Here is a 12593-nt window from a genome sequence, read left to right as displayed (position 1 = left end):
GCCGCGCGCCACTAGGTGTTCGTGACCAAGTACAGATGCAGGCTCTTCACCCGCCAGAGGTGGAGTTCAACGGCGAAGCCGACCACGTGCGCCTGCTCGTCGCGTATCCGCCGACCTTGGCGATATCGACGCTGGTTGCAGCGGCTCAAGGGTCGCACGGCTAACGCCGTGCGACGCGCATTCACCGGCCCGTGTGTCCGCGCACGTATGCGCGGAGACCTTAGTCACCGTCCTACTTCGCCGTCTCCTGCGGAGGTGCCCCGCTGTCGATCATCAAGCACTACATCGATGGCCAGCCCGACCGCTTTGAGCGCCGGGCTGCGCCCGGCGACAAACGGGATGGGCTAACCCACGGGCTAAGCCGAAGTTGCGGTCAGACGTCGGCTCGGCGGCCGGCGTCCACAAGTAGCCCGGCCAACTCGGTGAAGTCGGGCAATCCCCCGCAAGCGGGCGCTACCCCCACATCGGGGATGACGGTGACGCCGCTGCGCACGTAGTAGAAGGCCGTCCGCACCGATGACTCCGGGCATCCGTTCAAAGCGGCCCACGCCATCCGGTAGACCGCAAGCTGGATGGCGGCCTGCCGCATGGCTTCCGGCCCATGCGGCGGCTCGCCGGTCTTCCAATCCACTATGGTGACGCCGCCGTCGGGGTCATCGAATACCGCGTCGATGCGGCCGCGCACCACGGTGTCACCGATCGGCATCTCGAAAGGCACCTCGACGGCGACCGGGGTACGGGCCGCCCAGCGCGAACCGGCGAAGGCCGTTTGCAACGCGGCCAACTCGACGGTGTCACCCACATCGGAGTCCGCGGCGCCCGGCAGATCGCCCAGATCGAACAACAACTCGGCGCCGTAGAACCGTTGTACCCAGGCGTGAAAAGCATCGCCCAGCAATGCATGCGGATCCGGACGCGTCGGCAGGCGATGTATCAGCCGCTGCGCAGCCCCGACGGGGTCGCGCGCCAGATCCACCAGACCGCTGACCGACAACTGGCCCGGCAGAGTGCGCACAGGCGGAATCGTCGCACGCGCCCGCTCGGCCAACAGCGCGTCGACGTCGGCGTCGGTATCGGTGGCCCGTCCCTCGATGCCGGTCATCTCAGCCGACATCGCCGCGGTCACTAGCGCGGCGCCACGTTCCACGTCGCCGCGGCGCGCAGCAAGCGGATCAGCGGGCCAAACTGCTTCGAAAACGTTGTCGCGCAATGGGTTTCGTTCTCCGTCGGCCGGCGCCGGCGCCCAGTGTTCCACGACGCCGCACGGATCACCCGCCGCTGCCGAGCGGTCGATGACGTCCTTGATTTCGCACAGGAATTCCGACGGACCACGCGGTTTGATCCCGGTGGAGCCCCAGTGATGGCCGGATACCAGCAGGGTGTCTTCAGCCCGGGTGATGCCCACATAAAGCAATCGGCGCTCCTCGTCGATGCGTCGTTGATCGAGCTGACTGCGATGTTCGAAGATCTTGTCCGACAGCTGTTTTCGATTGACGACGGCGCCGATGTCCAGTACCGGGATACCAAGTGCGCCCGCCGCGGCACGGTCACCACGCAGCAGCGGCGGCAACTCGGCAGCGTCGGTAAGCCAGGTGCTCCCGGACGCGGTCGACGAGAATGTTCCACCCGATAGGTGCGCCACGGCCACCACCTGCCACTCCAGTCCCTTGGCGGCGTGCACGGTGAGCACCTGGACCCGGTCCCGGGCGACGGCCGACTCCGCGGGCGGCAGACCATTCTCGACTACCTCGGTGGCGTCGAGGTAGGTCAGCAGGCCAGCTACCGATGCGCACCCGGCCGTAGCGGATGCTCGCTCGGCGTAGCCGGCGACCACGTCGGCAAACGCATCGAGGTGCTCGGCGCCGGCCCAAGCCCCCAGGGTCGCCCCCGGGGTCACCGCGGCGCGGACTTCGCAATCGACCCCCAGCACCCGGCGCACCTCGGCGACCAGTTCGGGCAGGGTATGTCCGAGGTGGCCCCGCAGGGCATCCAGTTCGCTGGCCAGCGCGCAGATGCGCTGATATCCCGCAGTCGAATACCCGCCGGCCGGACCCGGGTCGCTGATGGCGTCGGCCAGGCACGCGGTGTCGGCGTCCCCACCGGCCGCCATCGCCACCGCCTCGGGCGAGGGCGACGCACTCGACGCCGATCCGCCACTGATCGCCAGCGCGCGACGCCACAGTGCGGCGAGGTCGCGGCCGCCAAGCCGCCATCGTGCACCGGTTAGCACGCGCATGGCCGCCGCTCCGGCCGTCGGGTCGGCGACCAGCCGCAACATGGCGACCACATCGGCGACCTCGGGAACGGAGAGCAGACCGGCCAGCCCGACCACCTCGACCGGGATCCCCCGGGCCCGCAACGCATCGGCGATCGGCGCAGCGTCGGCGTTGCGTCGCACCAGCACCGCGGCGGTCGGTGGGCTGACGCCAGCGGCCTGGGCTCGCCGGTAGTGCCCGTGCAGGTGGTCGGCGATCCACTCGCGTTCGGCCTGCACATCGGGCAACAGCGCGCAGCGGACGGTTCCGGGCGGGGCATCCGGCCGCGACCGCAGCGCGCGCACCGCGACGGATCGCCGCCGGGCATCGGCCGATATCGCGTTGGCCACACGCAGCGCTCGCGGCGGGTTGCGCCAGCTGGTCCGCAGCTCCAGGACCGGCGCGGGGCTGCCGTCGGATCGGGGGAAGTCGGTGGTGAACCGCGGCAGGTTCGTCGCCGACGCGCCCCGCCAACCGTAGATCGACTGAATCGGGTCACCGACGGCCGTCAGCGCCAACCCATCGTCACGGCCACCGCCGAACAGTGCCGACAATGCGACGCGTTGGGCGTGCCCGGTGTCCTGATATTCGTCGAGTAGCACCACCCGGTAGCGATCACGCAGATCCTGACCGACCTGCGGGAACGTCGCCACCAGCCGCGCGGCGGAAGCCATCTGCAGGCCGAAGTCCATCACCTTCGCGGCGCGCATCCGGTCGCGCAACGCGTCGAGCAGCGGAACCAGCTCGGCGCGCTCGTGCTGGGTGGCCAGCATCCGCAGCAACCACTGGCTGGGGCCACGGTCACGCTGGTAGGGACCCGCCGGCAGCGTGTGAACCAGCCTTTCCAGCCCTACGTGGGTATCGCGGAGCTGCCGGGTGTCCACCAGGTGCTCAGCGAGCTGACCCCACAGCCGCAGCACCATCGCGGTGACCCCGGCCGGGGTCTTGCCGGTCCGCAGCTCGCCGCCGTACCCGTTGACCACGTCGAACGCCAGCTGCCATAGCTCGGTCTCGCTGAGCAACCGGGTGTCGGGCTCAAGCGATAGCAGCAGGCCGTAGTCACGTAGTAACGAGCCGGCGAAGGCGTGGTAGGTGCTGACCACCGGTGTGCCCGCGAGTTCCGGGGCCGCCGGACTGCCGCCCGCACCCATCCCGGCCAACCGCGCCAGCCGCGTGCGGACGCGGCGCAGCAACTGGCCGGCGGCCTTACGCGTGAACGTCAAACCCAGCACCTGGCCCGGTTCGGCGTAGCCGTTGGCGATGAGCCACACCACCCGTGCGGCCATGGTCTCGGTTTTTCCTGCTCCGGCCCCCGCGATGACGACCAGCGGTCCAGGCGGCGCGGCAATGACCGCGGCCTGCTCCTCCGTGGGCGGGAAAACCCCTAGCGCGCGGGCTAATTCAGCGGGGCTGTAGCGCGCCGACACAGCGGTCACAACGCTGACCTGCCGGCTTGGGCTGGACAGCACGGCCGTATCGGACAATGCCCGCAACCATCGTTGCGTCGCGCGACGAAATTCGGCCCGGCCGTCGCGGCGGCGGCCTGCCGAACAAGGTTGCGCCATTCGTCGCGGGCGGCCGGCGTAAGTGGATCCTGCTCCCGCTCGGTGGCGCCGCCGGTCCCGGGCTTGCCCAGGTAGACCAGCCGGGCACCGCCGGGCTCCGTACCGGCGGGGCCCGCCGCGATCATGCCTTCGGACACCGCCAGCTGATACATCGCAAGCTGTGCATGTCGTTGAGCGTCATCCTTGCTGACGGGTGTCTTGCCCGTCTTGATGTCGACGATCACCGGCCGCCCGGCGCCATCGCGTTCGAGGCGGTCGACTCGGCCGCGCAGCCGGACTTCTCCCCCGCCGTCGCGTGCTGTCCCCAGGACTCCGTCGACATCGACCTCCACGCCCATCTCGGTCAGCTCGGACCGGGTCTGTGTCCGCCACTCGACAAACGCCCGAATCATGGCGCGGTGGCGGGCAAGCTCATTGGCCGAATACCACTGCGCCTCGAACGGCAGGTGCTCCCACACCCGGTCCAGCTCGGCCAGCAGTTGCGCTTCACTTCCGGCCGGCTGGGCGATCAGCGCGTGCAACACCGACCCAACTGTGGACCGCAACTCGCGCGGGTTGGTCCCGCCATGCCGCTCGGCGAGCCAGCGCAGCGGGCAGTCGATGAGCGTCTGCAGGGTCGACGGCGTCAAGGTGACGAGGTCGTCGCCACCGCCGAGCGGGTCGCTGCTGCTGACCGGTATCAGGCCATGCCATCCCGCGGGATCGGCGCCCGGCACACCGGCTTTGGCCAAGCGGGCCAATTGCGTTGCCGCACCACGGCGAGCGGCGTCATCCACCGCGCCGTCGGGCGCGCACACCACACCGCGTAGCCGGCCCACCACTTCGGCGGCCGACAACACTCGCGGTGCCGAGATTGGCTGCGCCGCAACCGAATCACCCTCGCCGCTGGCCCACTGAGCTACCTCGTAGAAAAACGCCGACGGCAGCGCGGCTTCCACGTTGCTGCCGGCGTCGCTATCAATGGCGGTCACCAACAACCGGCGCCGCGCGCGGCCCATCGCCGCCACCAGCAGCCGACGCTCCTCGGCCACCAGCGGCGCTCGCAGCGATGCCTCCCCGGTGATGCCGTCGAGTTCATCGAGCAGCCGCTGGGTGCGCAGCACACCGCCACGCGGAACCGTGTTGGGCCACAACCCGTCCTGCAGGCCGGCGATGACCACCACCTCCCATTCGTGTCCCAGAGCCGCGTGCGCGCTCAGCACCGGGACCTGCTCGGCCGCACACACCGGCTCTGGGCTGACCCTCGGCAGCTGTAGGGTCGCGACGTGCTCGATGAGTCCGCGCAGCGATGCACCGGACGTGCGGGACACGTAGCGATCGGTGATGTCGAACAAGGCTGTCACCGCCTCGAGGTCGCGGACGGCGCGGGCGCTCGCCGGGCCGCCGCGTTCGCAGGCTGCCAGCCAGCGGCGCTGCAGACCGGACCGGTGCCAAGCCGCCCACAGTGTGAAGCGCGGATCCATTCCGTCGCGGTGGCAGCGAGCGGCGGCGTCCAGCACGGCGCGCACCCGCCGCACCGGGCGAAACTGCGCCCCGGACAACGGCGCGTCGCCGGTCAGAGCGTCGGCCAACAGCTCGCCGAATTTGCCTGGGACACAGTCAGTCCGGGCGCGCTGCAACGACCGGCGCAGCCGGCGAAGTGCGATCGGGTCGACGCGACCGATGGGACCGGTCAGCAAGGCGAGCGCCTGTTCGGCGCCCAGGCCGTTGGCGGTCGCCGCGAGGACCGTGAGCAGCGCCTGCGCCGCGGGCTCATCAGACAGCGGCCCGCTGGTTGGCGGCACGGCCACCGGCACTCCAGCGGCAGCCAAAGCGCGCGGCAATCGGGTGGCAGCTCGCGGCACCGATCTGACGATCACCGCCATCCGCGACCATGGCACCCCGTCGATCAGGTGCGCGCGCCGCAGCGCATCGGCGATCATCGCCGCCTCGGCGTGCGCCGACGCGGCCAGGCGCACCGTAACGCATCCCTCCTCGGCCCCCGTGCCCTCGATCTGCCTGCCGTCGCTGCTGCCGGGCAACCGGCGCGCGATGCCGCTGACGGCCCGCGCCACCGCGGGTGCGCAGCGACGCGACACCGTCAGCGTCACCGCGGGCGTGTCGTCGGCTAGCAGGCCGGCTAGTTCGCCGCCCCGAAAGCCGAACACCGCCTGGTTCGGGTCCCCGGCGACAAGGGCCAGCCCGCTGCCCGCCGCCAACACCCGCACCAAACGCGCCGCCTGCGGGTCGAGCTGCTGGGCGTCGTCGATCAGCAGGAGCCGGATCCGTGCACGTTCGGCGGCCAGCAACTCGGGATCAACCGCGAACGCCTCCAACGCGGCACCGACGAGTTCGGCGGCGCCCAGCGCCGGCGTCGTCGCCTGCGGCGCCGCCATCCCGACTGCCGCCCGCAACAACATCACCTGCTCGTACTGTCGGGCAAACTGGCCGGCGGCGGTCCACTCGGGGCGCCCGCGCCGGCGGCCCAGCCGCTCCAGCTCGTGCGGGTCAACCCCGCGTTCGGAGCAGCGCGCCAACAGATTTCGCAGCTCGGTGGCGAAGCCGGCGGTGCTCAGCGCCGGCCTCAGATGCGCTGGCCAGGTGGTCGTGGCCGCCGGTCCGTCTTCGAGGTCGCCGGCCAGCAGTTCCCGAATGATGGCGTCTTGCTCGGCGCTGGTGACCAGGCGCGGGGGCGCGTCGCCGGCACGCTCGGCGGCTCGCCGCAAGACGGCGTAGGCATAGCTGTGCACGGTGCGCACCAGCGGTTCGCGGACCGCGGCACGCGACGCCCCGCGTGACCCCAGCAACGCCGTCGTCAGCGTGCTGCGCGCCCGCATTCCGATGCGGCCGGAACCGGTGAGCAGCAACACCGATCCCGGATCGACACCGGCGGCGATGTGGGTGACCGCGGCGTCGACCAGCAGACTGCTCTTACCCGTCCCGGGCCCACCCAGAACGCGCACCAGGCCGCGCCGGCCCGGTGCCAGAACAGCCTGCGCTTCCGCACCCCACGTGAATGACATAGCGGCATGACATCACGAGGGTCCGACAAGGTGGGTGCGGCTAGGGCCCCGCGAACGCGGCCTGCAGCGGCCGCCCGTCCAACCCGCCCGGCGCCTGGCCGGTAACCGCGTACTCGTAGACGGCGACGCGGAAAATCTGGCTCAGCGCGCTCGAGACGAACGAGACGACGACGATGCCCGTGACCGTCGAGGCCAGGACCGCGACGCCGACCGCCAGCAAGCCGATCGCGACCAGTGCGGCGCCGCCGAACCCCCCGATGACGGCGATTCCGAGGTTGATCAAAAGGTCGCCAGGCCTATCGTGGCCGCCCCCGTCGCGCCGTAGCGAGTGAGTGATTTTTTAATGGTCACGCGACGCGCATCCCGTCTCGGGGGTGTTCGGCAGCGGTTCGGCTGCGTCCCTTGCGCGCTTCACGGCCACCAGCCGGGCGAGGCCCGGTCTTACGGTCGGCTCCACGCTTGACGGCGGCCCCAACTGGGCCGACGACGCTAGGTGTTTCCTCGTAGGCCGGGCGCGGGTGCTGGCGATCACGGCACGCCGGCCGACGCCGATGACCGCGCCCGAGGCCACCCGCGTGCTAGGCAGCTCGACCTGCTCGCCGATCAACCGCGAAAGACCGGTCTGCTCAGCCAATTCCAGCACCGGCACCAAACCCGCGGGCCGACACCAAATTCTGCTCGTCAAACACCGCCGACCCGGCGGTGAACGTATAGGATGAGTGCATCGAAAGTGCCTTCTCGGACTGTGGCCAACGACGACGTAAGCACTCGTATTGTCCCAGTCCGCAAGGCATTTTCGCTGTTCGCATGCCGACCAAATCACCGCCCATCCACGGATCCAGGCTTAGCCCGCCCAACGGGTACCCCACCCTGGTTTCAAGGGCGTCAGAGCGCGATAGGCGGCGTCAGCCGGATACTGGACCGGGAAGCCGACGAAACACGGTGGTAAGGAGGGGTTCCGATCATGAGGAACGTGGAGGACGTCGGTCCGCAGGACGAAGTGCCTGAAGCCGACGCAATGGAACAACGTCGCGCTGTCGAATTCGACGACGAGATCGGGTTAGACACCGCCTACCTAAGCGACGCCCGTGATCGGGATGCCAACGAGGCCGACGTGGTTGATCAGGCCTTCATCGTCGAGGTCGCAGACGACGAACGCGACATCGACCGCTAATCTCGCCGCGTCGCGCCGACGGGCCGGCCGCCCGGCTGCGACCACCGCAGCCCCAGCTGGCACCATCGAGGCGTGGCCGCTGATCTTCATGTGCATCGCTACGGTCCGTCCGGCCCCGTGCAGGTTTTGGCGATCCACGGGGTGACCGAGCACGGGCAGACCTGGCAACAGCTGGCCGGCCACCTGCCCGAAATCACCATCGCCGCACCCGATCTGCTGGGCCATGGCAATTCCTCGTGGGCCGCGCCATGGACCATCGACGCCAACGTTTCGGCACTGGCCGCACTGGTCGACGATCACGCCGACGGTCCGGTAATGGTGGTTGGGCACTCATTCGGCGGCGCTGTCGCGCTGCAACTGGCCGCGGCTCGTCCGGACCAGGTGGCGGCGCTGGTGCTGCTTGATCCGGCGGTCGGTTTGGACGGTACGCGGGTGCGCGAGGTCGTCGATGCGATGGTGGCCTTCCCCGACTACCTCGACCCGGCCGAGGCCCGGGCGGAAAAGGCAGACGGCGCCTGGGCGGATGTCGACCCTTCCGTGCTCGACGCCGAACTCGATCACCACCTCATCGCATTGCCGAATGGGCGATACAGCTGGCGGATCAGCCTGCCAGCGATGGTGTGCTACTGGAGCGAATTGGCCCGTGACATCGTGCTGCCGCCGCCCGGAACGGCTACCACTCTGGTACGAGCGGTGCGCGCCTCGCCCGCGTACGTCAGCGACGAGCTCGTCACGGCGCTTCACCAACGATTAGGAGTCGCATTCGAGCTGCTGGATTTCGAATGCGGGCACATGGTGCCCCAGGCCAAACCCACCGAGGTCGCCGCCTTGATTCGGGACCGGCTGGAAACGCCCCAACCGTGGCTCCGGTAACCGACGAGCAGATCGAGCGGGTCCGTACGCTCGTCGCGTCCATCCCGCCCGGCAGAGTTGCCACCTACGGCGACATCGCCGCCGTCGCAGGACTTTCCAGTCCGCGCATCGTCGGCTGGATCATGCGGACCGACTCTTTGGACCTGCCCTGGCACCGGGTGATCACCGCGTCCGGGCGCCCGGCCCGGCACCTGAGGACCCGACAGCTGGACCTGTTGCGCGCGGAAGGAGTTCTCAGCGTCGACGGCAGGGTCGCGCTGAACGAGGTCCGCCACGAGTTCCCGTCCAGCTGAACACGTTTAGAGCACCAGCCGAACCAGGGCCGCGGTGCGGGCCAGACCCGGAAACGCCTCCGCGGTGGACCGCGGGTGAAGTGCATGTACGGCCAGGCGAAACATCAACGCGCGCAACAACATTTGCGGCCACTCTGGCAACGCATTCCATCGCTCGATCAGTCCATCGTCGGCCTCCCCCCATGACAGCGCGTCGACAACGACCACGCCCGCGGCCCAGGATGCGGGCCGCCAGTAGGGCGTGATGTCGGTGATCCCGGGCGCGGCGGTGCCCACGAAAAGCACTGTCCCGTAAAGATCTCCGTGCACTACCTGGTTCGGGCTCTTGGTCGGCCGTCGCAGCGCGGCAAGCTGATTGATCAGATCCGTCGAACGCTCGGCGTCCGCTGCAGGAGGCGCCGTCCGCGCGCCCGGCGGGATCGACTGCAACGGCCGTTCTTCCCACGCGGCACGGTCGGCGGCGATGAAGACGTCGACGTCCTGCCAGGGCGCGCTGGGCCCCTGAGTCAGGAATCGGGGGCGTTCCAGTTTGCCGGTGGCTTCGTGCAGCCGCACCGCTGCAGAGACGACTTCATCGTGCCTGGGCTCCGGCGTGCCCGCGACGAATGTGTCTGCCCGCCAGCCGGAAACCACGTAGCGCCCATCGGTCGAGCGGACCGGTCGGGCCAGGCGCACGCCGTCGACGAACAGCGTCTCCCGCACCCGGGCCGACCAGGCCGCGCGGGCGTGGTCGGCCACCGTCGACACCACGACTTCCCCGCATCGCCAGCCGCCATCCCAGCTGCCACCCAAAGCAATGGGCTTCACACCGGTCAAACCAAACGCCGCCAAAACGTGCTCAGGCGGTGGCTCGACACTCACACGGGTCAGCGTAGTCGGGCGACAATGCGGGCCGGCACGACCCGCTGACATGCCCGAGAATCCGATCTAGAGCGAAGCCCGCGATCGACGACTAGTACATCACCATGTCGGGCTGCACCTGTTTCGCCCACGCCACGATCCCACCCTGCAAATGAACGGCGTCGGAGAAACCTGCCTTTTTCACCGCCACCAAGGCCTCGGCCGAGCGCACACCGGTCTTGCAGTACAGCACCGGCATGCGGTCCTGGGGCAGCCGAGCCAGGCCCTCACCCGAGTTGATCAACGACTGCGGGATCAGCTGGGCGCCGTCGATGTGCACGATGTCCCACTCCACGGGCTCACGAACGTCGATCAGGGCCAGCTTCTTGCCAGAATCCAGCAAATCGCGCAGCTCCCGCGGCGTGATGGTGGAATCGGTCACCGCTTCCGCGGCATCCTCGGACACCACGCCGCAGAAATTCTCGTAGTCGATCAGCTCAGTGATCTTAGGTGTGGCGGGATCCTTGCGGATCCTGATCGTGCGGTAGCTCATCTCCAGCGCGTCGTAGATCATTAACCGGCCGAGCAGCGGTTCGCCCAGCCCGGTGATCAGTTTGATCGCCTCGGTGCCCATCACCGACGCGATCGACGCGCAGATGATGCCCAGTACGCCGCCTTCGGCGCAGGACGGCACCATGCCGGGCGGCGGCGGCTCGGGGTATAGGTCGCGGTAATTAAGGCCACGCCCGTCGGGTGCGTCCTCCCAGAACACCGAGACCTGGCCCTCGAAGCGGTAGATCGACCCCCACACGTATGGCTTCGCGGCCAGCACGGCGGCGTCATTGACCAGATACCGGGTGGCGAAGTTGTCGGTACCGTCGAGGATCAGGTCGTACTGCTTGAACACGTTGACGGCGTTGCGCGGCGACAACCTGACCTCGTGCAATCGCACTTCGACCAGGGGGTTGATGGCGGCAATCGAGTCACGTGCCGACTGGGCCTTGGACCGTCCGACGTCGGCCACGCCGTGAATGATCTGGCGCTGCAGGTTCGACTCGTCGACTACGTCGAACTCGACTATTCCGATCGTGCCGACACCGGCGGCGGCTAGGTACAGCAATGCCGGCGCTCCGAGACCGCCAGCGCCGATCACCAGCACCCGCGCGTTCTTGAGCCGCTTCTGCCCCTCGACACCCAGGTCGGGAATGATCAGGTGGCGACTGTAACGGGCCACCTCTTCGCGGCTCAGCTCCCGTGCGGGCGCAACTAGCGGCGGCAGTGATGTCGGGGATGTCGGGGATGTCGGGGATGTCGACACCGAATATCACCTCGGTTGGCTTCGCGATTCAACGTTCTGATGCTAGTCGTCCACGACCATCACAACAGCTCTCATCAACAACGGCAAACGACTGCGGTAGCTTCCCGGGCTAGGCGATCGGGTACGGCCACGGATTGAATCGGCAGGTCTTGCCGTCCGGCTTGACCCACTCGGGGTCGAACTTGGCGCCGTCATCATTGGATGTGGAGAACGTCTGCTGCATCATCACCGGCGCCAGACCGCCCTGCTTGTCGCATGGCTCGTGGCGCACGTAGCCGACGGCATGGCCGACTTCGTGGTTGATCACGTACTGCCGGTATGAACCGACATCGCCTTCGAAGGGAACGGCTCCGCGCACCCAGCGCGCCTCGTTGACGAAAACCCGCGCCTGCCGGTCCGGCCCGAACGACGGGTTGTAGCAGGACGTCTCCAGCCGGAACTCGTAACCACACCCCTCACGCACCGTCATCGGCGACACCAGCGAGATCCGCAAGTCGGGTTTGCCCCCGCTAGTTCCGTCCACCCTGACGAACGCGAATTGCGGGTTGTGCGTCCAACCCTTCGGATTGGCCAGCGTCTGGTCGACCATCTGGGCGAACGCATTGTCGCCACCGAACATGGCGGGGTCTAGCCCGTTCTCAATCTCAACGGTGTACTTGAACGCCTTCGCGGTCCCTTGGCCGACCTGCGGCGCCGTGCCCGGCACTACCCGCCACGTCTTGTCGCCCGCTTCGGTGAACGGTCCGCCCTCCGGTAAGGTCCCGGCCGGCAAACTGGCGTCGAAGGCGGCCAGGCCACGGGGCGGCGCATCGAGAATCACGGTGCCCACCGCACCGATGGCCGGCGGGCCCTGGATGGGCTGGGCGGCCGCCTGCTTGGGCGCACGCGTTCCGTCCACCGTCTGGTACAACACCACCGCGGTGAGCGCCACCAGGACGGGCAGCGCATACGCGCGCCAGCCGTACGTCGACACGAACCGCCCCAGCCACGTTTGTTTGCGCCATTGGCGCGGGCGGTCGCGATGGGTGCGCACCCGTCCGGCACCCCGGGCGAGCGGATCACGCTGGGCCCGCAGCGGTTCACGCCAATCCTCGCGCAACACCGGTACTTGACCGGCACTGCGCACAGGCCCGGGGAACGTCATTTCCCCAGGATCGCATAGCCGGCGCCGGCTGGTACTCCTGGCGCGCCCGAAACGCGGCGCCCGACTCGGCCCGACCAGGTTCTGCTGGCACCGATAAGCGCCGGTTTAGGCCGGTGAGACGCCTCGGGT

The 12593-nt window shown here is 68.8% G+C and carries 10 protein-coding genes and 2 pseudogenes; 4 read left to right on the top strand and 8 right to left on the bottom strand.

The window, feature by feature from the left end:
• Positions 1–35 precede the first annotated feature (35 nt).
• The gene (locus G6N24_RS25645; RefSeq protein WP_407938688.1) at positions 36–164 is read left to right on the top strand and encodes a transposase; all 129 of its coding nucleotides are present in this window, start codon (positions 36–38) and stop codon (positions 162–164) included.
• A gap of 209 nt (positions 165–373) precedes the next feature.
• On the opposite strand, the gene G6N24_RS02505 is transcribed toward G6N24_RS25645, so the two are convergent.
• The 5 genes and pseudogenes from G6N24_RS02505 to G6N24_RS26030 form a co-directional block, all read right to left on the bottom strand.
• On the bottom strand, positions 374–3691 hold the full coding sequence (locus tag G6N24_RS02505; RefSeq protein WP_372514516.1) for an ATP-dependent helicase: 3318 nt from the start codon (positions 3689–3691) through the stop codon (positions 374–376).
• Positions 3688–6822, bottom strand: coding sequence for an ATP-dependent helicase (locus G6N24_RS02500; RefSeq protein WP_085161119.1), 3135 nt, complete (start codon positions 6820–6822; stop codon positions 3688–3690). The genes G6N24_RS02505 and G6N24_RS02500 overlap by 4 nt, the downstream gene beginning before the upstream one ends.
• A 40-nt stretch (positions 6823–6862) precedes the next feature.
• Positions 6863–7105 carry a hypothetical protein gene (locus G6N24_RS02495; RefSeq protein WP_085161121.1) on the bottom strand — a complete coding sequence of 81 codons (243 nt, stop codon included), beginning with the start codon at positions 7103–7105 and terminating at the stop codon, positions 6863–6865.
• A gap of 64 nt (positions 7106–7169) precedes the next feature.
• A pseudogene (locus tag G6N24_RS02490) lies at positions 7170–7328 on the bottom strand (IS607 family element RNA-guided endonuclease TnpB); the annotation flags it as partial.
• A 32-nt stretch (positions 7329–7360) separates the two neighbouring features.
• Positions 7361–7547 (bottom strand): annotated as a pseudogene (locus tag G6N24_RS26030) (IS1380 family transposase); the annotation flags it as partial.
• Between the two features lie 239 nt (positions 7548–7786).
• Between G6N24_RS26030 and G6N24_RS02480 the strand changes: the two are divergent.
• From G6N24_RS02480 to G6N24_RS02470, 3 genes are all read left to right on the top strand, one after another.
• Positions 7787–7996, top strand: coding sequence for a hypothetical protein (locus tag G6N24_RS02480; protein WP_085161123.1), 210 nt, complete (start codon positions 7787–7789; stop codon positions 7994–7996).
• A gap of 72 nt (positions 7997–8068) precedes the next feature.
• On the top strand, positions 8069–8869 hold the full coding sequence (locus G6N24_RS02475) for an alpha/beta fold hydrolase (RefSeq protein ID WP_085161125.1): 801 nt from the start codon (positions 8069–8071) through the stop codon (positions 8867–8869).
• The gene (locus G6N24_RS02470; protein WP_085161127.1) at positions 8857–9162 is read left to right on the top strand and encodes an MGMT family protein; all 306 of its coding nucleotides are present in this window, start codon (positions 8857–8859) and stop codon (positions 9160–9162) included. The genes G6N24_RS02475 and G6N24_RS02470 overlap by 13 nt, the downstream gene beginning before the upstream one ends.
• 6 nt (positions 9163–9168) lie before the next feature.
• Here the strand turns inward: G6N24_RS02470 and G6N24_RS02465 are convergent, their stop codons facing one another.
• The 3 genes from G6N24_RS02465 to G6N24_RS02455 form a co-directional block, all read right to left on the bottom strand.
• A complete protein-coding gene (locus G6N24_RS02465; protein ID WP_085161129.1) occupies positions 9169–10023 on the bottom strand; it encodes a TIGR02569 family protein in 855 nt (284 codons plus the stop codon).
• A 91-nt stretch (positions 10024–10114) separates the two neighbouring features.
• The gene (gene moeZ / locus G6N24_RS02460; protein ID WP_085161233.1) at positions 10115–11281 is read right to left on the bottom strand and encodes an adenylyltransferase/sulfurtransferase MoeZ; all 1167 of its coding nucleotides are present in this window, start codon (positions 11279–11281) and stop codon (positions 10115–10117) included.
• Positions 11282–11429: 148 nt separating this feature from the next.
• Positions 11430–12464 (bottom strand): DUF3152 domain-containing protein, encoded by a 1035-nt coding sequence (locus G6N24_RS02455; protein WP_085161131.1) that lies wholly within the window; start codon positions 12462–12464, stop codon positions 11430–11432.
• Between the last annotated feature and the right edge of the window lie 129 nt (positions 12465–12593).

Source organism: Mycobacterium lacus, from assembly GCF_010731535.1.
Taxonomy (GTDB): domain Bacteria; phylum Actinomycetota; class Actinomycetes; order Mycobacteriales; family Mycobacteriaceae; genus Mycobacterium; species Mycobacterium lacus.
The sequence above is the reverse complement of the archived record's forward strand: the minus strand, read 5'-3'. Positions and strand labels throughout refer to the sequence as shown.

What these genes read in the sequence shown, in the direction of transcription:
- G6N24_RS02455 (WP_085161131.1), bottom strand. Translation starts at nt 12,464, where the DNA reads ATGACGTTCCCCGGGCCTGTGCGCAGTGCCGGTCAAGTACCGGTGTTG.
- G6N24_RS02480 (WP_085161123.1), top strand. Translation starts at nt 7,787, where the DNA reads ATGAGGAACGTGGAGGACGTCGGTCCGCAGGACGAAGTGCCTGAAGCC.
- G6N24_RS25645 (WP_407938688.1), top strand. Translation starts at nt 36, where the DNA reads ATGCAGGCTCTTCACCCGCCAGAGGTGGAGTTCAACGGCGAAGCCGAC.
- G6N24_RS02500 (WP_085161119.1), bottom strand. Translation starts at nt 6,822, where the DNA reads ATGTCATTCACGTGGGGTGCGGAAGCGCAGGCTGTTCTGGCACCGGGC.